The organism is Streptomyces sp. NBC_00872 (assembly GCF_045161915.1).
Taxonomy (GTDB): domain Bacteria; phylum Actinomycetota; class Actinomycetes; order Streptomycetales; family Streptomycetaceae; genus Streptomyces.
Window position 1 is genome coordinate 631,187 of sequence record NZ_CP108806.1, and the last position, 20,233, is coordinate 651,419.

Here is a 20,233-nt window from a genome sequence, read left to right on the forward strand (position 1 = left end):
CCGCACTGGATCGCATACTAAGCGGTCGCTTGCCACCGTGTGAACCGCATGCGGTGTGAGGGCCATGGACCCACCTGGGTGTGCCACGGACCGACCGGGATCGCGACGCGGTCCGCGCCGGTCACTCCGCGCTGATCTCGTGAACTCCCCGGCGGACGGGCTCCGTTCGGTCGGGGAAGATCGGAACGGGCCGGGTCCTGCGCAGATACGCCTCGGCGTGCCAGATCGCCTCACGCGCGGTGCGCTGCCCCATGAGCACACAGAGGGTGTACGCGACGTCCTCGAACCGCCCCCGGGTGGTCTCGTCGAGCGGGTCGGCGAGGACGAGCCTTTCCCAGGCCCGGTAACGGGCCAGCAGATCAGCGACCAGATGTCTGTCCGGCAGCAGCATGTCCACCACCTCCCGTCATCGCGCGCAGCGCGAGACCAGTCCCCTGGAGGCCATTCTCCCCCCGCCGCCCCGCATCCGCTCGGCGAGGTCCGGCGGCCCTGACGGAAGCGATGCCGAGCCATGCCACCGGTGCGCCGGGAGCGGTCCGGGCGGGAGGGTCCGGAACCGTACCCGGACCGCCGCCACCCGGACCGCCGCCACCCGGACCGCCACAGTCCGGACCGTTGCTGCGGGCGCGGACCGCCACCGCGGGCGGGGGTCAGTCCTCGCCGCGCGCGAGCGCCAGCAGCCGGTCCAGCACCCGCGGGGCGCCCGCGCGCAGTCCGTCGTGCTCGTACTCGTCCGTCACCCAGGTCCGCAGCCCGCGGATCGCCCGCGCGGTGCGCAGGGAGTGTTCCGTGTCGACATACATGTCGTCGTGGTAGACGGCGGCGGCCACCGGCACATCGTTGGCGGCGAGCCGGCCGGTGTCGTACAGCGCGGGCCAGTCGGTACGGGCGGCGAGGAGTCCGGCGGTCTCCCGCAGAGAGCGCAGCGCGGGGTCGGACTCGAAGTGCCAGGGGTGGATGCTCTCGCCCGTGAAGTACAACGGGCCTTCCCCCGCGAGGGTCTTGGCCGCGTCGAAGCGGGCGAACTCGGCGCGCACCCGCTCGGCCGCCCAGTCGGTGGGCCGGCCGCCCTGGGCGTAGATCACCTCGTGGAGCACGGCGTACAGCGGGTGTCCGGCGTACGAGAGGGCCGACGCCACACCCTCCTGGAACGCGTCGGAGAGCGCCTGGCCCCCGGGTGTACGGACGAAGGCGTTCTCCAGCAGATAGTGGAGCTGGTGGCTGCCGTCGCCGCCGCCGAGCAGGATGCCGAGGGACTGGAACGCCTCGGGGGTCAGAACGTATCCGGTGGGGAGCACCGGCCGGTGCTCGGCGACATGCTCCGCGATCGCGCGGGCCCTGCCGATGTCCTGCGGATAGCGGGCGTAGTGCGCCTCCACCTTGCGCGCGATCCGCGGATAGGCGGCGCGGTAGACCTCGTCGGCCGTGGCGTCCAGGGAGGGCAGTCCGCCGGTGATCAGTACGGTCCGCAGCCCCTCGGGGGCGGTGGAGAGATAGTGGACGGCGCAGAAGCCGCCGAAGCTCTGGCCCAGCACGGTCCAGGGGGCGCCGCCGGTCAGCCCCGGCCGGATGGTCTCGCAGTCGCGCACGATCGAGTCGGCGCGGAAGTGGGCGAGATACTCCGCCTGCTCGCGCGGACCGCCGCGCAGGGGCAGGGTCTGCCGGGTGGCCGGGGTGGAGAGGCCCGTGCCCCGCTGGTCGAGGAGGAGCACCCGGAACTCCTGGAGGGCGCGCCCGAGCCAGGCCTGCCGCCCGGTGAAACGGCGGGCGCCGAAGCCGGGACCGCCCTCCAGATACACCAGCCAGGGCAGGTCCGCGTCGGCCTTGGCGCTCCCGACGACCTCACGCGCGAAGAGTTCGATCCGCTCGCCCGACGGATCACCGTGGTCCAGTGGGACCGAGAAGCGGTGGTCGGTGAGGACGACGCCGGGCTGGCGGTAGCTGGTCACGGGTGCTCCTGTTCTCGCGCGCCCCCGCCGGGGGCGGTCACGGCGGACAGTTCAGCACACGGGTCACGAGCGGTCGCGCGGGGCCCCGCCCGCTTCTAGCGTGAGGGCATGATCCGGTTCGAGCAGGTCACCAAGGTCTACCCGGACGGAACGGCCGCCGTACGGGATCTCTCCTTCGAGGTGGCCGAGGGCGAGCTGGTGACTCTGGTGGGGCCCTCGGGGTGCGGCAAGACGACCACGATGATGATGGTGAACCGGCTGATCGAGCCGACCTCAGGGCGTGTCCTGGTCGAGGACCGGGACATCTCGGGTGTCGACCCGGTCGCCCTGCGCCGCCGTATCGGCTATGTCATCCAGCAGGTCGGGCTGTTCCCGCACCGGACGGTCCTCGACAACACCGCGACCGTGCCCGCCCTGATCGGCTGGAAGCGGGCGAAGGCCCGCCGCCGGGCGGCCGAGCTGCTCGAACTGGTGGGCCTCGACCCCGCGATCCACGGTCCGCGCTATCCGGCGCAGCTGTCGGGCGGGCAGCGCCAGCGGGTGGGGGTGGCACGGGCCCTGGCGGCCGATCCTCCGGTGCTGCTGATGGACGAGCCGTTCGGCGCGGTCGACCCGGTGGTGCGCGAGCGGCTCCAGAACGAGTTCCTGAGGCTCCAGGCGACGATGCGCAAGACCGTGCTGCTGGTGACGCACGACATCGAGGAGGCGGTGCGGATGAGCGACCGTATCGCGGTGTACGGGGAGGGGCACATCGAGCAGTACGACACCCCGGCCGCGGTGCTCGGCGCCCCCGCCACCGCGTATGTGGCCCGGTTCGTCGGCGCGGACCGGGGGCTGAAGCGGCTGTCGGTCACCGCCGTCGAACCGGCCGATCTGGAGGAGCCCCCCGTCGCCAGGACCGACGAGCCGGCCCGGGACGCGGCGGCCCGTATGCGCGGACAGGGTGCGCGCTGGGCCGTGGTCCTGGGCGCCGGCGGCGAACTCCACGGCTGGGTCTCCGCGGACGCGCTGGCCGAGGCCGGTGAGCGGGGCTCCGTCGGCGATCTGGCCCGCCGGATGGAGGCCTGGGTACCGCTCGGCTCCCCGCTGAAGCAGGCGTTCAGCGAGATGCTCCAGCACGACGCGGGGTGGGTGGCGGTGCTCGACGGGGCGCGCTTCCTCGGCGTCCTGACCCCGGCGAAGCTCCATGAGGCCCTGCGCCGCTCCGTGGACGCGGACGCCCAGGGCATCGGGCGGAGCGAGGTGGACTTCGACTCGGTGTCGGACGCGTAGGCGGCTCCGACCGGATCGGGGGCCGAGCCCGTACGTCCGGTCCGTCAGTGCGACGGGATCAGGGCCTTCGACTTCAGATACGTCCCGGCGACGTCCTCGGGAAGTCTGCGCCAGCTGTCCACCTGCTCGTTCATCGACGCCAGGTCCCTGGTCGTCAGTACGGTGTTCAGCTTGTCCAGTGCGCCGGTCACCCCGGCGGCTCCGGCCCGCGAGCGGTTGACGACCGGGACGATGTAGTCGGCGTTCTGGAGATGCTTGTCGTCCGCGAGGAGCACCAGACCGAACTGGCCGAGCGTGGCGTCGGTGGTCGTGGTCAGCACCATCTGGTCCTGGCCGTCCTGGACGGCCTTCTTGGCCGGGGTCGTGCCCACCCCCTTGGGGTCGATACCGGTGATGTCGATGCCGTACGTCTTCCTCAGCCCCGGCTCGCAGTAGGGCCGCTCCACGCATTCGTCTCCCGCGGCCAGCCTGACGGGCAGCCCGGACGCGCCCAGATCGCTCAGTGTGCGCAGCCGGTGCTGCGCGGCGTAGGAGGCGGCGACGGCGAAGGCGTTCTGGTCGACGGCCCGGCCCGGGTCGAGCACGGTGAGTCCGCGCGGTGCGGCCAGCGCGCGCAGCGCCCGCATCGTCGCGGCCAGATCGGGCGAGCCGACGGGTCTGGCGCCGGGGCCATGGGTCCTGGCGTTGAGCCAGTCCGCGAAGGTCGCCGCGTACTCCGGTACGACATCGATCTGGCCGCTCTCCAGGGCGGGTTCATAGATCTCCCGGTTGGTGACGGAGAGGATCCGGGTGTGGTAGCCCGCGTGGTTCAGCAGGAGGGCGTACATCTGGGCGAGCAGATCGCTCTCGGTGAAGCCGGCGGAGCCGATGGTCAGATGCCTGCTGTCGCCGGGCGGCGCGGTGATCTCGCCCCGGTGCTCCAGGGACGGACCCGTGGTGCAGCCGGCGACGGCCAGCAGCAGGGCGGCGCCGACGGCGATACGGATACGGATACGGATGCGGAACGCTCTCATCCGGCACCCTCCCTGACCCACCGCGGGCCCAGCCGCCGCACCGCCTCGAACACCGCCTCCACCAGCAGCGCGAACACGGCCACGAGCACCGCCCCCGCGACCACCTGCGCCGTGTCGGCGAGATTGAACCCCGCGGTGATGATCCGGCCGAGCCCGCCGCCGCCCACCAGCGCCGCGAGCGTGGCGGTCGCCACGAGCTGTACGGCGGCGATCCGTACACCGGTGAGGATCAGCGGCAGCGCGAGCGGCACCTCGACCCGTCGGACGAGCTGACCGCCGGTCATCCCCATGCCACGGGCGGCCTGTACGACATCCCGGTCGACGCCCCGCATACCGACATAGGCGTTGGTGAGCAGCGGCGGGATCGCGAACAGGACCAGCGCGATGATCGTCGGCCAGTCCCCGTACGTACCGATCGGGGTGAGCAGCAGCAGGACGAGGACGGCGAAGGTGGGGACGGCCCGGCCGGCGTTGGAGATATTGACCGCCAGCGCGCCGCCCCGGCCGAGATGGCCCAGCACCAGGGCGACGGGGAGCGCGATGGCGGAGCTGAGGGCGAGACAGACGACGGTGAGGAAGAGATGTTCGCCGAGCCGGTGCCAGACGCCGTCGGGGCCCGACCAGTGCGCGGCGCTGGTGAGCCAGGACCAGGCGGCGGCGAGAGTGTTCACGCGCGCGCCGCCCTCGTCCAGGGGGTGAGCAGCCGCTGGAGTCCGAGCAGCAGCAGATCGGCGAGGACGGCGATGAGCACACAGAGGACGGAGGCGGTGAGTACCTGCGCCTTGAAGAAGGTGTTCATCCCGGCGTAGATGAGATTGCCGAGCCCGCCGTGGCCCACGATCGCTCCGATGGTGACGAGCGAGACGGCCGAGACGGTGGCGATCCGCAGCCCCGCCATGGCGGCGGGCAGGGCGAGCGGCATTTCGACGGCGAGCAGCAGCCGCAGCGGTCCGTACCCCAGACCCCGGGCGGCCTGCCGGGTCTCCTCGGGGACGGCGCGCAGTCCGGCGAGGATGTTCCGTACGAGCAGGGTCAGTGAGTACAGCACCAGCCCGGCGACGACGAGCGAGGCCGACAGCCCGTACAGCGGGAGCAGCAGGGAGAACATCGCGAGCGAGGGGATGGTGTAGAGGACGGTGGTGATCCCGAGCACGGGTCCGCCGAGCCAGCTCCAGCGGCGGGCCGCCAGGGCGAGGGGAACGGCGATCAGAAGTCCCAGGAGCACGGCGAAGAAGGTCAGTTCGAGATGTTCGAGCACCGCGTTCCAGAGGATCTGGCGACGGCTGGTGAGATAGGCGCCGCAGATCCATTCATTGCGCGCGAGGCAGTCGTCCGGAGGCGCGGTCACGCGTCCATTGCAGCCTCGCGGGACGGTTGACCGCGCGTCGTGATGGACCGTACGGGGCGGCCGTGACCGCTCGTACGGCGCGTACCGCTCCCGCCGCTCGCAGGACGCGTACCGCTCACACCGTGACCGGCAGTGCCGCCAGTCCGCGGATCACGAAGTCGGGCTTCCGCGGCGGCTCGCCCGCCGGGCTCAGTCCGGGGGCCAGATCGAGCAGCGCGGCCATGGACGCGGCCAGCTCGATACGGGCCAGCGGGGCGCCGACGCAGTAGTGGATGCCCGCGCTGAAGGAGATATGGGGGTTGTCCCGGCGGGACAGGTCCAGGCCGTCGGGGGCGGTGAAGACCGCCGGGTCGTGGTTGGCGGAGCCGAAGAGGAGGGCGACCTCGGCGCCGCGCGGAATGGTGGTGCCGCCGATCTCCACCGGGTCGAGCACCCAGCGTTCGAAGAGCTGGAGAGGCGTGTCGTAGCGCATCAGCTCCTCGACGGCGGTGGGCAGAAGGGCGCGGTCCGCGCGCAGGGCGGCGAGCTGCGCGGGATTCCGGAACAGCGCGTGCCAGCCGTTGACGGTGGCGTTGACCGTCGCCTCGTGTCCGGCGTTGAGCAGCAGCGCGCAGGTCGCGACCATCTCGGCCTCGGTCAGTCTCCCGCCGTCGTCATGGGCGGCGATGAGTCCCGAGATCAGGTCCTCTCCGGGCTTCTCGCGCCGTACGGCGATCAGCTCGCGCAGATACGCGGAGAACTCCAGCGAGGCGGTGACGGCGCGGCGGGCCGTCTCCTCCGGCGGGTTCAGCTCGTACATCGCGCAGATCGCGGCCGACCAGGGCCGCAGCAGCGGGCGGTCCGCCGCGGGGACACCGAGCATCTCGGCTATGACGGCGACGGGCAGGGGCTCGGCGACGGACGCCAGCAGATCGCCCCCGCCCTCCGCCACGAGTCGTTCGACCAGTTCGGCGGCGAGTCCGCGCACATACGGCGTGAGCCGCTCCACCGTACGCGGGGTGAACGCCTGTGACACCAGGCGCCGGATACGGGTGTGGTCCGGCGGTTCCAGTTCGAGCATCCCGTGGTCGTTCAGCTCGTGGAAGGGTTCATGGCCGGAGGGCGGCGGGGTTCTGCCGAACTCCTCGTGGGTGAAGCGGTGCCCGTAGGAACGGCCGAGCCGCCGGTCCCGCAGCAGCGCCGACACATCCGCGTGGTGCGGTACGAGCCACTGGTCGCTCGGCTCGTAGTAGTGCGCCCGGCCACGGGCCCGCAGCTCGGCGTAGGCGGGGTAGGGGTCGGCGAGGAACGCGGGCGACGAGGGGGCGAAGTCAGACATCCCAGGACGGTAACCGTCCCGTGGACGAGGGACCAGGGGGAGCCGCCGGGCACCGTGCGGGCCAGGTCGCCGGACAGGGCCTACACCTTGCGGGCGAGTCCGCCCGCCATCAGGGACTGTCCCACGGTCAGGGGCGGTTCGACCGGTGTCACGGGCCGCCAGAGCGGCAGATAGGTGACACCGGGGTCGACCAGTTCCAGTCCGTCGAAGTACGCCGTGATCTCCTCCAGGGTGCGGAATCTGCCGGTCCCCAGATCGGTCAGAAGCGCCCGTTCCAGTCCGGCGGCCTCGGGGCCCGACGCGCAGAAGTGGGTGAGGAAGAGCCAGCTCCCGCGCGGGACCGCGTCGAGGAAGGTCCGCACCAGGCCCGCCGGGTCCTCCTCGTCGTTGAGATGGTGGATCACGCCGAGGAGCAGGAGACCGACGGGCAGGTCGAAGTCGATCAGACGGCGTACCTGAGGGTGGTCCAGTACGCTCCGGGGATCGCGCAGATCCGCCAGGACCACCGTGGAGCGGTCGTCCTCGGCGAGCAGTTCGCGTCCGTGCGCCAGCACGATGGGGTCATTGTCGACATACACCACACGGGAGTCCGGTGCCGCGGCGCGGGCCACCTGATGGGTGTTCTGCGCGGTGGGCAGTCCGGAGCCCAGATCCAGGAACTGCCGGATGCCCGACCGCGCCAGATACCGTACGCCGCGCCCGAGGACGGCCCTGTTGTAGCGGCCGACATCACCGATCTCGGGCACGATCCGCAGCGACTCGGCCGCGATGGCGCGGTCCACGGCGAAGTTGGTGTCCCCGCCCAGCACGGCGTCGTAGACCCGCGCGATGCTCGGCCTGCTCGCGTCGATCTCGAACGTCCCGCCGGTCTCGAACGTCTCACCGAACTCACCGGTTCCGGTTGGCGGCCGGTCCGTCATGGGCACCCCCCTGCTCCCGTCAGGAAGTCCTACCAGCGCCCGGATCCGCTGTCGATGGCCCGGGTAAGGCCGGCGCGGGAACGTACCCGCCCCGGGCACCCCGTCGCCGGGCCGGAGGCGTTCACACGGCTCCTGCCATGTGGTGCGCCAGCTTGCGGTGCGGGTCCTCGGCATCGGACGCGGTCGCCGGATCGGTGTGGACCAGCGCGGCGGTGAGTCCGCGCACCGAGTGCAGCAGGGCGTGTTCGACCTCGACGGCGACCGCGTGGGCCTGCCGGACGCTCAGGGCGCCGTCGACCACGACCGTGACCTCGGCCCGCAGCCGGTGGCCGATCCAGCGCATCCGCAGATCCGTCACCGCCAGAACGCCGGGGACCTCGCGCGCGGCGGCTTCGCCCGTATCGATCAGCAGGGGGTCCACGGAGTCCATCACCCGCCGGAAGACCTCCCGGCAGGCGTCCTTGAGCACGAACAGGATGGCGGCGGTGATCAGCAGGCCGACGACCGGGTCGGCCCACCGCAGTCCGAGGGCGGCGCCGCCCGCGCCCAGCAGAACGGCCAGGGAGGTGAAGCCGTCGGTCCTGGCGTGCAGGCCGTCCGCGACCAGCGCGGCCGAGCCGATCCGTTTCCCGACGCGGATGCGGTAGCGGGCCACCCACTCGTTGCCGGCGAACCCGACGACCGCCGCGACGGCGACGATACCGAGATGGGAGATGTCCCGGGGGTCGAGCAGCCGGCCGATCGCCTGGTACGCCGCGAGCGCCGCCGACGCGGCGATGGTGAGCACGATGGCGAGGCCCGCCAGATCCTCGGCGCGGCCGTAGCCGTAGGTGTAGCGGCGTGTCGCCGCGCGCCGGCCGAGTACGAACGCCACGCCGAGGGGCAGCGCGGTCAGCGCGTCGGCGAAGTTGTGGATGGTGTCACCGAGCAGGGCCACGGAGCCGGATATGAGGACGACGACGGTCTGGAGGAGCGCGGTGCCCCCCAGAACGGCCAGGGAGACCCAGAGGGCACGCATTCCCTCGGCCGACGACTCCATGGCCGAGTCCACCTTGTCCGACGCCTCGTGGGAGTGCGGTTTGACGAGGTGCGCCGCCTGATGCCTCAGACGCGCCAGCCGGTCCGTGCCATGGGCGTGGTCATGATCCTGGTCGTGGGACTGGTCATGGTCGCGGTCGTGGTCATGAGGGTGCGCGTGGGGAGCGTTCATATGGGGCTCTCCTGTCGGGAAGATCGCGGGGAGGGACAGGCACCGCGGGTGGGTCACTTCCTATACGTATTTAAGCGCGCACCAATGCACCTGTCGAGCGGACGGTCTCCACCCGGGGTCCTACGATGGGGAGATGCCAGCGAGCAATCCGCCCTCAGTTGCGCCCGAGTCGCAACGGCACACTCCAGGCGCCCCGCAGTTCGACGCGGCGGCCGGCGTCTTCGCCCTGCTCGCCGATCCCACCCGGCTCCACCTGGTGTGGTCCCTGACCCAGGGCGAGGCCGATGTGAACACGCTCACGGACATCTGCGGCGCGGCCCGTCCGGCGGTCAGCCAGCATCTCGCGAAGCTGCGGCTCGCGGGACTGGTCCAGGTGCGCAAGGACGGCCGGCGTTCGATATACACACTGCGGGACGGGCATCTGCGGAGGCTGGCGATCGAGGCGCTCAACCACGCCGACCATCTGGTGACGGGCACCCCGCCCCACGACTGACGGCGGTAGCACGACCGGCGGCAGCGCGACCGGCGGCAGCGGTTTTCCCGCCGAACGGCGCGGTGCGCGGTCCCGGAGGTTCCGGAACCGCGCACCTGGGGGTGGCAGCCGTGGCGTTGGACCGCCCGGCGGCCGGTCGTCAGCAGTAGAGGTTGTTGCCCGGACCGACGCCCAGGATCTGCACGAAGCGCTGGTAGTTGTTGATCCGGCTCTGGACCTGCGCCGGGTTGCGTCCGTCGCACTCCAGGGAGCCGTTGATGGAACGGATCGTCTGGCCGAAGCCGGCCTGGTTGACCATCGCGTTGTGCGGGGTCATCGTGCCCGGACCGTTCTGGGTGTTCCAGTACCAGAGACCGGTCTTCCACGCGACAGCCGATTCGCGCTCGACACGCCACGGGTCGGCCAGCAGATTGATACCCAGCGCGTCGCCCGCGGCCTTGTAGTTGAAGTTCCAGCTCAGCTGGATCGGCCCGCGCCCGTAGTACGCGGCCTGACCTGCCGGGCAGCCGTACGACTGGTTGGGGTCGCAGTAGTGCGGGTAGTTCGCGGTGTTCTGCTCCACCACATGTACGAGACCACCGGTCTCATGGCTGACATTGGCGAGGAAGGCCGCGGCCTCCTGCCTCTTCACCGTGTCACTGCCGGAGTTGGCGAACCCGGGGTACGCGCTCAGCGCGGCGGTCAGCCCGCTGTACGTGTAGAAGGAATTCCGGCCCGGGAACATCTGGTTGAACTGGGACTCGCTGACGACGAAGCCACCGGCCGGCGGGTTGCCGCCACCACTGGTGCCGGCCGCCGTCCACTTCTGGTTCGACTGTCCCGTGCAGGTCCAGATCTGGAGCCGGGTGCCGTTGGCGGTGCTGCGGTTCTGCACGTCCAGACACTTGTTCGCCTGCGGATTGACGATGTCACGGGCGGAGTTGACGACCCACTGCTGGTTCGCGCCGCCGCCGCAGTCCCAGAGCTGGACGAGCGAGCCGTCGGCGGTGCCGCGCTCGACGATGTCCAGGCACTTGCCCAGCGCGCGCAGCGTGCCGTCACCCGCGACGGTCCAGCTCTGGGCGCCGCTGCCGTTGCAGTCGTAGAGCTGTACGGGGGTGCCGTTCGCGTTGCTCGCGGCGGCGACATCCACACACTTGCCGCCCAGGCCGGTGATCTGGCCGACCGGATCGGCGGCGGAGGCGGGTACGGCGAACAGGGTGGCGAGAAGCGCGCCGACAGCGAGGACCACTGCGGAGCGCGCGAGCGAGAGACCTCGGAAGGTTTTTCTTGGCATCTGCGGTTGCTTTCCCCTCTTCGCGCCGACGGCGCCTCTGACGGTTTCGCTTGGATTGAAGGGGAAGGTCTAGACCTTGTCAAGTACCCCACAAGCGGGCCCAGTTGCCGCCATGGGCGGCTGTCGGGGGATGTGAGCCGACATGGCGGACATGCGCGGAGCACCCGCGACCTCGCGCCGCGGTCGGCACCGGCGGCCCCGTGCCGTGGCCGGCACCTGGCGACCTTGTGCTGTGGTTGGCCTGTCCATGACCATGGAGCGCCAGTGCCGTGCCGTCGACGCAGCCAGGGAAGGGACCTGTCATGCCCCAGCACCCCACAGGGATGCCCCGGAGGGCCGTCCTGTCCGCCACCGTCGCGACCGCCGTGGCCGGCGCGCCGGCGGTGGCCCAGGCCGCCCCCGCGGCGGCCTCGTCCGGGCGGGGGAAGGAAGAGCGTGCCGCCACCGCCCAGGCCCCCGGCCGGGAGTTGCGGGAACTGCTCAAAGAGGTCGACCGCGACCGGATCGAGGCGACCGTACGCCGGCTCGCCGCGTTCGGAACGCGCCATACGCTCTCCACCCAGGACGATCCCGAGCGCGGTATCGGTGCCGCCAGGGACTGGATATACGAGGAACTGAAGCGGTACGCGGCGGCCTCGGGCGGCCGGATGACCGTCGAACTCCAGTCGTACGTACAGCAGCCCGCCTCGCGGATCCCGGTGGCGACCCGAATCACCAATGTCGTCGCGACCCTCCGCGGTTCGGTCGACCCCGACCGCACCTATGTTGTCTCCGGCCACTACGACTCGCGCGCCAGCGATGTCATGGACGCGGTGAGCGACGCGCCGGGCGCCGACGACGACGCCTCCGGTGTCGCGGTGGCCATGGAACTGGCCCGCGTCATGGCGCGCCGCCGTCCGGCCGCGACCATCGTCTTCGCGGCCGTCGCGGGCGAGGAGCAGGGACTGTACGGGGCCGCCCATTTGGCGGAGCGGTTCAAGGCGGCGGGGACGAATGTCCTCGCCATGTTCACCAACGACATCGTCGGCAGCCCCAAGGCCGACGACGGCACCCGCGACCCGTACTCGGTGCGGCTCTTCGCCGAGGGTGTGCCCACCGCGGAGACACCTCAGCAGGCGGACGTCCGCCGCTCGGTCGGTGGTGAGAACGACTCGCCGACCCGTCAGCTCGCCCGGTTCGTCCGTGACGTCGCGAACAACGACGCCACGGGGATGAATGTCCGGGTGATCTACCGCCGTGACCGGTATCTGCGCGGCGGCGACCACATCCCCTTCCTCGAACGCGGTTACGCGGCGGCCCGCTTCACCGAGCCGGCCGAGGACTACGCCCATCAGCACCAGGACGTACGGGTGGAGGACGGCCGGCAGTACGGCGACCTGCCCGAGTTCTGCGACTTCGGCTATATCGCCCGGGTGGCCCGGGTCAATGGCGCGGCCCTGTGGACCCTCGCGCAGGCACCGGCCACTCCGCGCGGGGTGAACATCGTCACCAGCTCACTGACCAACGCCACGGAGCTGGTGTGGGACGCGGGCACGGAGACCGATCTGACCGGCTACGAAGTGGTGTGGCGCGAGACGACGGCGCCGGAGTGGACCCATGTGACCGAGGCCGACGGCGCGACGAGCCACACCGTGGATCTCTCCAAGGACAATCTCTTCTTCGGTGTGCGCGCCGTGAACCGGGCCGGTCACCGCAGCCCGGTGGCCTTCCCCGTCCCCGGGCGCTGACCGGCCGTTCCCCACGGCGAGTGCCGCGCTCAGCTCCGTACCGGGCCGGGCGCGGCTTTGTCATGCCGTCAGGCGTCACGCGTCAGGCCGTGATGTCGTGACGTGGTCATACCGAGGCCAGGACCGCATGGAGATCCGACCAATCAGGGGACTTCCTGACAGCGTCCACGATCCCCATCAGAACCGGGGCGACCGCCTCTTCTCTGCGAACGGGCCGTGAGACTGGCCAGGAGAAGCGATCTTTGTCATGGCGAGAACAATCTTTGACTAGTTCAGCATCTTCCCTTGACCCCTAAAAACCTCCGATGTTCACTACGTCTGACGCGGCCACCGTGCTGCCTTGTTCCGCCACGTACTCGTACCTCAGCCGGCGCCTCCGGGCGCCCCGAGAGAGGACCGGATCGTGCGCCTTGTGTCCCGCACCATGATCGCGCTCGTCCTGTCGGCCCTGTCGCTGCTCGCCCTGCCGCACACGCCGCAGGCCGCACCGGCGTCCGCCGCCACCCCCCTTTCCACCACCCCCCTTTCCGCCGCCGCGCCCGTCTCCGCCGCGGCGCCGCTCTCCAAGGTCCTGGTGTTCTCCAGAACCGCCGGATTCCGGCACTCGTCGATTCCCGCCGGGATCGCGGCGGTTCAGCGCCTCGGCACGGCCAACGGCTTCACCGTCACCGCCACGGAGGACGCGGGCGCGTTCACCGCCGCCAATCTGGCCCAGTACCAGGCGGTGATCTGGCTCTCGACCACCGGTGATGTGCTGAACGCCGCGCAGCAGACCGCCTTCGAGTCGTACATCGCGGCGGGCGGCGGCTATGTCGGCGTGCACGCCGCCGCCGACACCGAGTACGACTGGCCCTGGTACGGCGGGCTAGTCGGCGCGTACTTCGCCTCGCATCCGGCCACCCAGCAGGCCACCGTCGAGGTCGAGGACCGGTCCTCCGTCTCCACCGCGCATCTTCCGCAGCGCTGGACCAGGACCGACGAGTGGTACAACTACCGCGCCAATCCCCGCTCGGCGGTGAAGGTGCTCGCGAGCCTGGACGAGTCCTCGTACTCCGGCGGCAGCATGGGCGATCATCCGATCACCTGGTGCCAGAACTACGGCGGCGGACGGGCCTGGTACACCGGTCTCGGCCACACCGAGGAGTCCTACGCCGATCCCAACTTCACCACCATGCTGCTCGGCGGTATCCAGACCGCCTCGGGCGCACGGCCCGCGGACTGCCGTCCGGAGAACGGTTACACCCCGCTGTTCGACGGTACGCAGGCCAGTCTCGACCGCTGGCGGCAGGCGGGTCCTGGCGGATTCACACTCGCCGACGGCACCCTCACCTCGGTCGGCGGCATGGGGCTGCTCTGGTACCCGGTGACGCCCTTCAGCGACTACTCGCTGAAGGTGGACTGGATGATGCCGGGCGACGACAACGGCGGGGTGTTCATCGGCTTCCCCGATCCGCAGGGTGACCCGTGGAAGCCCGTCGACACGGGCCATGAGATCCAGATCGACGCGACGGACGGCGATCCGTCCCGGACGACCGGCAGCGTCTACAGCTTCCAGGCGCCGGACACGGCGGCACGGGCCGCCGCGCTCAACCCGCCGGGAACGTGGAACGGTTACGAGATCGCGGTGCACGGCCGCCATGTCGAGATCTATCTCAACGGTGTGAAGGTCAACGACTACACCAGCACCCGTGATATCGCGCTCGGGCACATCGGCGTCCAGAACGACGGCACCGGTATGGACATCAACTACCGCGACATCAGGATCAAGCAGGACGGGGCGACGCCGGCCGGCAATCTGGCGCGGGGCCGTCCGGTCTCGGTCTCCAGCGTGGAGCCCGGCAGCGCGCACGTGGGCGCCAACGCCGTCGACGGCGACCCGGCCACGCGCTGGAGCAGCGCCTACTCGGACCCGCAGTCGATCACCGTCGACCTCGGCTCGGTCCGTACCCTCCAGCGGGTCCGGCTGAACTGGGAGACCGCCTACGGCAGGGCGTACACCGTCCAGACCTCACCGGACAACCAGACCTGGCGCACCGTCAACACCACCACGGCGGGCGACGGAGGCATCGACGACATCGCGGTGAGCGGAACCGCCCGCTACGTACGGGTCCAGGGCACGGCGCGAGCCACCCAGTGGGGCTACTCCCTGTGGGATCTCGCCGTACTCGGCAGCTAGATCCTGTCCGGCCGGGCATCACCCGGCCCCGTCCGTCCGGCCGGACGGATTCCGCACGTTCCCGCAGGACACCTCTCACCCGCGATCGGCCCCTGGAGGTAGGTACCGTGCTCTCTCGCGCCGTTTCCTTACTCGCCGCGCTGTTCACCCTGTCCGCCCTGTTACTCGCACCCGGCGCCGCCGCCGCTCCGCAGGCCGCGGCCGCGGAAGCCGCCGTATCGCGGGCCGCCGCCGCTCCCCCGCCGACGGCCGGGTTCGAGAAGGTCAAGCTCGACGGCGGACTCCAGATGGGCGAGCCCATCGAACTCGCCGTACTGCCGGACCAGAAGGTCCTCTACATCAACCGGGGCACCAGCGCCTCGGGCGGTCAGGTACGGCTCTACAACCCCGCGACCTCGTCGACGACGGTGGCGCTCACCCTGCCGCTGGACGCCCGGTTCGAGGACGGGCTGATCGGCATCACCCTGCATCCGCGCTTCGCGACCACCGGCTGGGTCATGCTGTTCTACTCGCCGAAGGTCACCCCGCTGGTCAACCGGATCTCCCGGTTCACCTTCAGCAACACCACCAACACGCTCTCCGCAGCCAGCGAGGACGTGATCATCGAGTGGCCGACCGAGCGTGAGCTGTGCTGCCACTCCGCGGGCTCGATGTCCTGGGACACCGCGGGAAACCTCTACTTCGCGGTGGGTGACAACACCAACTCCGGCGGCGACTCGGCGGGTATGGCCCCCATCGACGAACGGACCTCCCGCAACCCGCAGTACGACGCCCAGCGCACCTCGGGCAATGCCAACGACCTGCGCGGGAAGATCAACCGGATCCATCCGGAGGACAACGGGACGTACACCGTTCCGAGCGGCAATCTCTTCGCCCCGGGGACCGCGGGCACGCGCCCCGAGGTCTATGTCATGGGCGTGCGCAATCCGTACCGCGTCTGGGTCGACAAGAAGGCCGGCAACACCCTGTACTGGGGCGAGGTCGGTCCCGACGCCGGGGCGACCGTCGCCAACCGGGGGCCCGCGGCCTACGACGAGTTCAACCGCGCCACCGGTCCCGGCAATTACGGCTGGCCGTACTGCGGCGGGCCCAATGTGGCCTACAACGACTGGGACTTCGCCGCCAACGCCCCGCGCGGCTGGTTCCCCTGCGGCGGCACGGCCGGGCCGGTCAACAACTCCCCGCGCAACACGGGTATCCAGCAGCTCCCGCCCACCAAGCCCGCGCTGGTGTGGGAGCAGCACGGCGGCAGCAAGGAGTGGCCGCAGCTCGACAATCCGGGCGGCTGCGGTTCGCCCAATCACACCGAGGTCTACCACTACGACGCGAATCTCGCCTCCGACGTCAAGTGGCCCCAGTACTACGACAACAAGCTGCTGATCTCCGAGTACTGCCGTAACTGGATCAAGGAGGTGCAGTTCGGCAACGGCAATCCGTCCACCGGCACCCCGACCGCGATCGAGCCGGTGCTGGACGGGATGCGCTTCGTCCACCCGATCGACTCGGAGTTCGGCCCGGACGGCTCGCTGTATCTGCTCGAATACGGCAGCGGATACTTCTCGGGCGCCGAGGACGCCGGGCTCTACAAGATCAACTACGTACAGGGCGGCCGGTCTCCGCTCGCCAAGGCATCGGTGAACAGGGACAACGGACTCGCGCCGCTGGCCGTGACGTTCTCCAGCGCCGGCAGCAGCGATCCGGACGGCAATCCGCTCAGTTACGCCTGGGACTTCACGGACAACGGCAGCACCGACTCCACCGCGGCCAATCCGACGTTCACCTATACCGGCAACGGCAGCTTCCAGGCCAGACTGACCGTCAGTGACGGCACCGGGCGGACCGGCACCACCACCGTCCCGGTCGTGGTCGGCAACAACCGCCCCACGCTGAGCATCGCCTCGCCACCGGACGGCGGGGTGTACGAGTGGAACGAGAACGTCACCGTCACCGCGTCCGCGACGGATCCGCAGGACGGTGCCATCGACTGCTCCAGGGTCATCGTGCGGATCGCCCTGGGCCACCAGGAACACGCGCATGAGGTCGCCGAGGGCACCGGCTGCGGTACGACGTTCAACACCGGGCCGATCCACTCCGGACTCGACGCCACCCAGTTCTATGTGGTGCGCGCCACCTACACCGACCGGGGAGCCACCGGGACCGTCCCGCTCACCGGTGAGCAGCAGCGGACGCTGTGGCCCAAGCGGTGGCAGGCCGAGCACTTCGCGCAGCTGTCGGGACCGCAGATCATCACCGCCGCCGGAGCGGAGGGCGGGAAGCGCCTCGGGGACGTACAGAACAACGAGTGGGTCCGCTACCACCCGGTGAGTCTCAAGGGCGTGACCGGGATCAGGGCCCGGGTGTCCTCGGACAAGGCGGGCAATGTGGCCACCTTCCGCTACGACTCCGTGACCGGGCCGGTCCTCGCCCGGGTGACCGTGCCGAACACCGGCGGCTGGGAGACGTACACCGAGGTCAGCGCTCCGGTCTCCGGTGCCGAGGAACGGACGCGTGACCTCTACGTGGTCTTCACCGGTGGCTCGGGGGCCATTCTCGATCTGGACAGCTACACCTTCACCGGCCCCGGCGTCAGCACTCCCGCCGGCTGAGAGCACGGAAGAACCCTGGCGGCCGGGTCATGACGACGGCCGCGGCGCGGGCCCGGAGCCCGCGTCGCGGCCGTCGTCCGTCCGTCAGCGGACGTAGGCGATTCCGGCGTAGAGGAGTTCGGTGCTCGTGTCGTTCTCCGGCGCGGGCGTGTCCTTGTACCAACGGGTCACCAGACCGGGCTCGACCAGATCCAGTCCCTCGAAGAACCGCTCGACCTCCGCGCGGCTACGGGGACGCAGATTGATCCCGCTCGAACGGTACGCGTCGATCTTGTTCTGCTCCTCGCTGAGGAAGTCCCCCGTCAGATGGGAGAGCACCAGACAGCTTCCGGGCGCCAGGGCGTCGATGAGGGTGCGGGTGATGCCGTACGGGTCGTCCTCGTCGGGTATGAAGTGCATCAGGGCGATGAGGGACAGCGCGACGGGCCGGTCGAAGTCCAGCAGGGTACGGGCGTGGTCGAGGATCACCTGCGGCTCGCGGACATCGGCCTCTATGTAGTTGGTGACCCCCTCCGGCGTGCTGATCAGCAGGGCCTCCGCGTGGCGCAGCACGATCGGGTCGTTGTCCGTGTAGACGATCCGGGCCTTGGGGTCGATCCCCTGGACGATCTGGTGGAGGTTCGGCGCGGTCGGGATACCGGTGCCGATGTCGAGGAACTGGTCGATACCGCTCCGGGCCACCCAGCCGACCGCGCGCTGCATGAAGGCCCTGTTCTGCCGGGCCCCCTCGCGGGCCTCGTCCGTCAGCCGTGAGGCCAGCGCCTGGTCGACGGGGTAGTTGTCCTTGCCGCCGAGGAGGTAGTCGTAGATACGGGCCGGGTGCGGCTTGCTGGTGTCGACCTGGGACTTGGGCGTTCCTGCCGTCATAAAGGGCTCCAAGAAAATCTGATCGTCATACAGGAAAGAGAGACGCGAACCAGCGCACACTCCCCCTGCGGATCATCGCCACCCCGACGAATATTGCCACAGCAACGCGCGTATCAGCACGCCGCGTTGACGTCCTCCGACCCCTCCGGCCACCGGGCCGTCGGTCAGGGCACGCCGCCCAGTACCTTCCAGACCCTGGTCGCCACATGCAGATTGAGACGGGTCTCGACATCGCCCAGGTCGTGGCCGCCGATCTCGCGCAGCCGCTGGAGCCGGTAGCGCAGGGTGCTGCGATGGATACCGAGGACGGCGGCCGTGTTGTCGTAGTTCCCGCCCGCCTCGAAGTACTGGGAGAGGGTGGGCACCAGATCGGTGCGGTGGGCCGTGTCGTAGTCGAGGAGCGGGCCGAGCCACTCCCGGACGTACCCCTCGATCTCCCGGTAGTCGTCGCCCGTCCCGATGATCCGGTACAGCCCCAGATCGTCGAACGAGGTCGCGCCATGGGGCACCCGGGAGCGCCGGCGTACCTCCAGCGCGCGCAGTGCCTCCTGGTACGAGCGCGGGATCTCGGACGGGGAGTCGCAGCGGCCGCCGAGGCCGACGGCTCCCGCGCGCGAGCCCAGCTCCCTGGCGACCGCCCGGTACAGCTCGTCCCCCTTGGGGCGGCCCTGGACCACCAGCACCGCGCGGCCCGAGCGCCGGGCCACCAGTGACCGCAGCCCCAGGCCCGTCGCCGCCGCGGCCACCGCCTGGACGAACGTGTCGTCGGCGGCCATCCCCGTCCATCCCACCGTGACCAGATGCTGGGGGCCGTGCAGGTCGTGCCCGACGGCCGCCGAGCGGGCGAAGGCGCTCTCGTCGTCCGCGCCGGTGATCAGGTCGTCGACCAGCTCACGGCGCAGCCGCAGCTCCATCTCGGCCAGGCTGCGCAGATGCGCCATCTCCAGGGCCAGCGCCTCGCACGCGTGACCGAGCGCGAACTCCTCGTGCTCGCCCGCGCGCGCCTCGGGGTCGATCAGGGACACCGTGCCGAGGATCTCGCCGCGATGGCGGGCGACGGCGACGAGCCGGTGTCCCAGATACACCGGGTGCGCGTTTCTGGCGGCGTCGAGGATCAGCTCCTCCTGGCGGGCCGGGTCGGGCTTCGGGTACGGATCGGGGCGGCCGGGCCCGGCCCAGGCGCGGAGATTGCCGAATCTGTCCTCCACCACGGCGGGAAAACCGGTCAGCCGGTGCACCGTCCTGGCGATGCCTGCCTCCGTGTCCCCGGTGGCCGTGGCACCGCTCAGCGCGTCGTGCACCGACCGCTGGTATCTCAGCTCGGACTCCACGGCGACGAGACGGGCGCGGGCGGCGGCCCCTTCCTGGCGGGCCCGGTCCAGCTCCACCGCGTGCTCACGCTCCCTGCGACGGGCCGAGGCGCCCGTCAGGGCCGCCCCGGTCTGCCGCGCCAGCAGGCCGAGGAGCGTGATCTCGTCATGGCCCGGCTGCCGCTGGGCGCTCACGACCAGATATCCGGCCCGCCGGGACCCGGCCCGTCCACCGGGCTCGCGCAGGGCGAAAGCCCATGACCACACCCGGTCGGGGAGCCTGACCGCGCCGTCCCGGTCGCCGAGTTCGGCGATCTGGGTGTCCAGGGACCGGCTGGTGGCGGAGCAGCCCATCGGGCAGTGGACCAGCCGTCCGCCGGCCGGCAGATATCCGGCTTCGGTACGGCAGGGACCCAGCCGCGCCACACAGGCGGCGGCCAGCCGCATCACCTCGTACTCGTCGCGGCCGTCGAACACCGCGCTCGACAGTGCCATCAGACGGGGCAGCCGGGAGGACCGGTGGCCCGGAGGCCCCGGGGATCCGGTTCTTCCGGCGGCCGTGCCCATCGCCCTGGTCCGGCACCTTCCTGGAGAGCGGCCCCCACCACAACTCTACCGAGGCACCGCGCTCGTGCATCCGGTCCGGATGTCCGGACCGGATGCACGACTGGCCTGTGCCGACAGGACCAGCGACGCTACGGATTTCGACCTCCCAGGAGCAGGAAGCGGCCCGGTGCGCCCGCCACGC

General features: G+C 70.7%; 16 protein-coding genes. 5 read left to right on the forward strand and 11 right to left on the reverse strand.

Translation table 11 applies throughout. The features are described from left to right. Positions 1-121: 121 nt before the first annotated feature. Both OG214_RS02720 and OG214_RS02725 read right to left on the reverse strand, forming a co-directional pair. Complete coding sequence (locus tag OG214_RS02720) at positions 122-391, reverse strand: DUF5133 domain-containing protein (protein WP_365901145.1); 270 nt, start codon at positions 389-391, stop codon at positions 122-124. Positions 392-650: 259 nt separating this feature from the next. Further along, positions 651-1,949 carry an alpha/beta fold hydrolase gene (locus OG214_RS02725; protein ID WP_405983633.1) on the reverse strand — a complete coding sequence of 433 codons (1,299 nt, stop codon included), beginning with the start codon at positions 1,947-1,949 and terminating at the stop codon, positions 651-653. Positions 1,950-2,057: 108 nt separating this feature from the next. Between OG214_RS02725 and OG214_RS02730 the strand changes: the two genes are divergently transcribed. Further along, a complete protein-coding gene (locus OG214_RS02730; protein ID WP_405983634.1) occupies positions 2,058-3,221 on the forward strand; it encodes an ATP-binding cassette domain-containing protein in 1,164 nt (387 codons plus the stop codon). A 44-nt stretch (positions 3,222-3,265) separates the two neighbouring features. Here OG214_RS02730 and OG214_RS02735 read toward each other — a convergent pair whose 3' ends face one another. The 6 genes from OG214_RS02735 to OG214_RS02760 form a co-directional block, all read right to left on the reverse strand. Then, positions 3,266-4,234, reverse strand: a complete 969-nt coding sequence (locus OG214_RS02735; RefSeq protein WP_405983635.1) for an ABC transporter substrate-binding protein — start codon at positions 4,232-4,234, stop codon at positions 3,266-3,268. After that, a complete protein-coding gene (locus tag OG214_RS02740; RefSeq protein WP_363083954.1) occupies positions 4,231-4,905 on the reverse strand; it encodes an ABC transporter permease subunit in 675 nt (224 codons plus the stop codon). Before OG214_RS02740 ends, OG214_RS02735 begins: the two co-directional genes overlap by 4 nt. Next, on the reverse strand, positions 4,902-5,582 hold the full coding sequence (locus OG214_RS02745; RefSeq protein ID WP_363083953.1) for an ABC transporter permease: 681 nt from the start codon (positions 5,580-5,582) through the stop codon (positions 4,902-4,904). Before OG214_RS02745 ends, OG214_RS02740 begins: the two co-directional genes overlap by 4 nt. 115 nt (positions 5,583-5,697) lie before the next feature. Further along, positions 5,698-6,900: a cytochrome P450 gene (locus OG214_RS02750; protein ID WP_405983636.1), complete on the reverse strand. Its 1,203-nt coding sequence runs from the start codon at positions 6,898-6,900 to the stop codon at positions 5,698-5,700. Positions 6,901-6,980: 80 nt separating this feature from the next. Continuing rightward, positions 6,981-7,820: an SAM-dependent methyltransferase gene (locus tag OG214_RS02755; protein WP_405983637.1), complete on the reverse strand. Its 840-nt coding sequence runs from the start codon at positions 7,818-7,820 to the stop codon at positions 6,981-6,983. A gap of 121 nt (positions 7,821-7,941) precedes the next feature. Then, positions 7,942-9,030 (reverse strand): cation diffusion facilitator family transporter, encoded by a 1,089-nt coding sequence (locus OG214_RS02760; RefSeq protein ID WP_405983638.1) that lies wholly within the window; start codon positions 9,028-9,030, stop codon positions 7,942-7,944. Positions 9,031-9,163: 133 nt separating this feature from the next. Here OG214_RS02760 and OG214_RS02765 point away from each other — a divergent pair, with 133 nt between their 5' ends. Then, entirely contained in the window at positions 9,164-9,523 is a 360-nt protein-coding gene (locus OG214_RS02765; protein ID WP_066949867.1) for a metalloregulator ArsR/SmtB family transcription factor, read from the forward strand. A 139-nt stretch (positions 9,524-9,662) separates the two neighbouring features. Here the strand turns inward: OG214_RS02765 and OG214_RS02770 are convergent, their stop codons facing one another. Then, positions 9,663-10,799, reverse strand: coding sequence for a glycoside hydrolase family 19 protein (locus tag OG214_RS02770; RefSeq protein ID WP_405983639.1), 1,137 nt, complete (start codon positions 10,797-10,799; stop codon positions 9,663-9,665). Between the two features lie 302 nt (positions 10,800-11,101). Between OG214_RS02770 and OG214_RS02775 the strand changes: the two genes are divergently transcribed. The 3 genes from OG214_RS02775 to OG214_RS02785 all read left to right on the forward strand — a co-directional run bounded on the left by OG214_RS02775 (position 11,102) and on the right by OG214_RS02785 (position 17,308). After that, on the forward strand, positions 11,102-12,526 hold the full coding sequence (locus OG214_RS02775; protein WP_405983640.1) for a M28 family metallopeptidase: 1,425 nt from the start codon (positions 11,102-11,104) through the stop codon (positions 12,524-12,526). Positions 12,527-12,950: 424 nt separating this feature from the next. Next, entirely contained in the window at positions 12,951-14,702 is a 1,752-nt protein-coding gene (locus OG214_RS02780) for a ThuA domain-containing protein (protein ID WP_405987412.1), read from the forward strand. Between the two features lie 107 nt (positions 14,703-14,809). Then, positions 14,810-17,308: a PQQ-dependent sugar dehydrogenase gene (locus OG214_RS02785; protein ID WP_382861762.1), complete on the forward strand. Its 2,499-nt coding sequence runs from the start codon at positions 14,810-14,812 to the stop codon at positions 17,306-17,308. A gap of 84 nt (positions 17,309-17,392) precedes the next feature. Here OG214_RS02785 and OG214_RS02790 read toward each other — a convergent pair whose 3' ends face one another. Together OG214_RS02790 and OG214_RS02795 are read right to left on the reverse strand one after the other, a co-directional pair. Next, positions 17,393-18,175 carry an SAM-dependent methyltransferase gene (locus OG214_RS02790; RefSeq protein ID WP_363082442.1) on the reverse strand — a complete coding sequence of 261 codons (783 nt, stop codon included), beginning with the start codon at positions 18,173-18,175 and terminating at the stop codon, positions 17,393-17,395. Positions 18,176-18,339: 164 nt separating this feature from the next. Next, positions 18,340-19,980: a PucR family transcriptional regulator gene (locus tag OG214_RS02795; RefSeq protein ID WP_405983641.1), complete on the reverse strand. Its 1,641-nt coding sequence runs from the start codon at positions 19,978-19,980 to the stop codon at positions 18,340-18,342. Positions 19,981-20,233: the final 253 nt, after the last annotated feature.

Bases quoted from the DNA above. Each gene is read 5' to 3' on its own strand.
- OG214_RS02760 (WP_405983638.1), bottom strand. From the start codon at position 9,030: ATGAACGCTCCCCACGCGCACCCTCATGACCACGACCGCGACCATGAC.
- OG214_RS02795 (WP_405983641.1), bottom strand. From the start codon at position 19,980: ATGGCACTGTCGAGCGCGGTGTTCGACGGCCGCGACGAGTACGAGGTG.
- OG214_RS02730 (WP_405983634.1), top strand. From the start codon at position 2,058: ATGATCCGGTTCGAGCAGGTCACCAAGGTCTACCCGGACGGAACGGCC.
- OG214_RS02735 (WP_405983635.1), bottom strand. From the start codon at position 4,234: ATGAGAGCGTTCCGCATCCGTATCCGTATCCGTATCGCCGTCGGCGCC.
- OG214_RS02765 (WP_066949867.1), top strand. From the start codon at position 9,164: ATGCCAGCGAGCAATCCGCCCTCAGTTGCGCCCGAGTCGCAACGGCAC.
- OG214_RS02720 (WP_365901145.1), bottom strand. From the start codon at position 391: ATGCTGCTGCCGGACAGACATCTGGTCGCTGATCTGCTGGCCCGTTAC.
- OG214_RS02750 (WP_405983636.1), bottom strand. From the start codon at position 6,900: ATGTCTGACTTCGCCCCCTCGTCGCCCGCGTTCCTCGCCGACCCCTAC.
- OG214_RS02770 (WP_405983639.1), bottom strand. From the start codon at position 10,799: ATGCCAAGAAAAACCTTCCGAGGTCTCTCGCTCGCGCGCTCCGCAGTG.
- OG214_RS02775 (WP_405983640.1), top strand. From the start codon at position 11,102: ATGCCCCAGCACCCCACAGGGATGCCCCGGAGGGCCGTCCTGTCCGCC.
- OG214_RS02790 (WP_363082442.1), bottom strand. From the start codon at position 18,175: ATGACGGCAGGAACGCCCAAGTCCCAGGTCGACACCAGCAAGCCGCAC.
- OG214_RS02755 (WP_405983637.1), bottom strand. From the start codon at position 7,820: ATGACGGACCGGCCGCCAACCGGAACCGGTGAGTTCGGTGAGACGTTC.
- OG214_RS02780 (WP_405987412.1), top strand. From the start codon at position 12,951: ATGATCGCGCTCGTCCTGTCGGCCCTGTCGCTGCTCGCCCTGCCGCAC.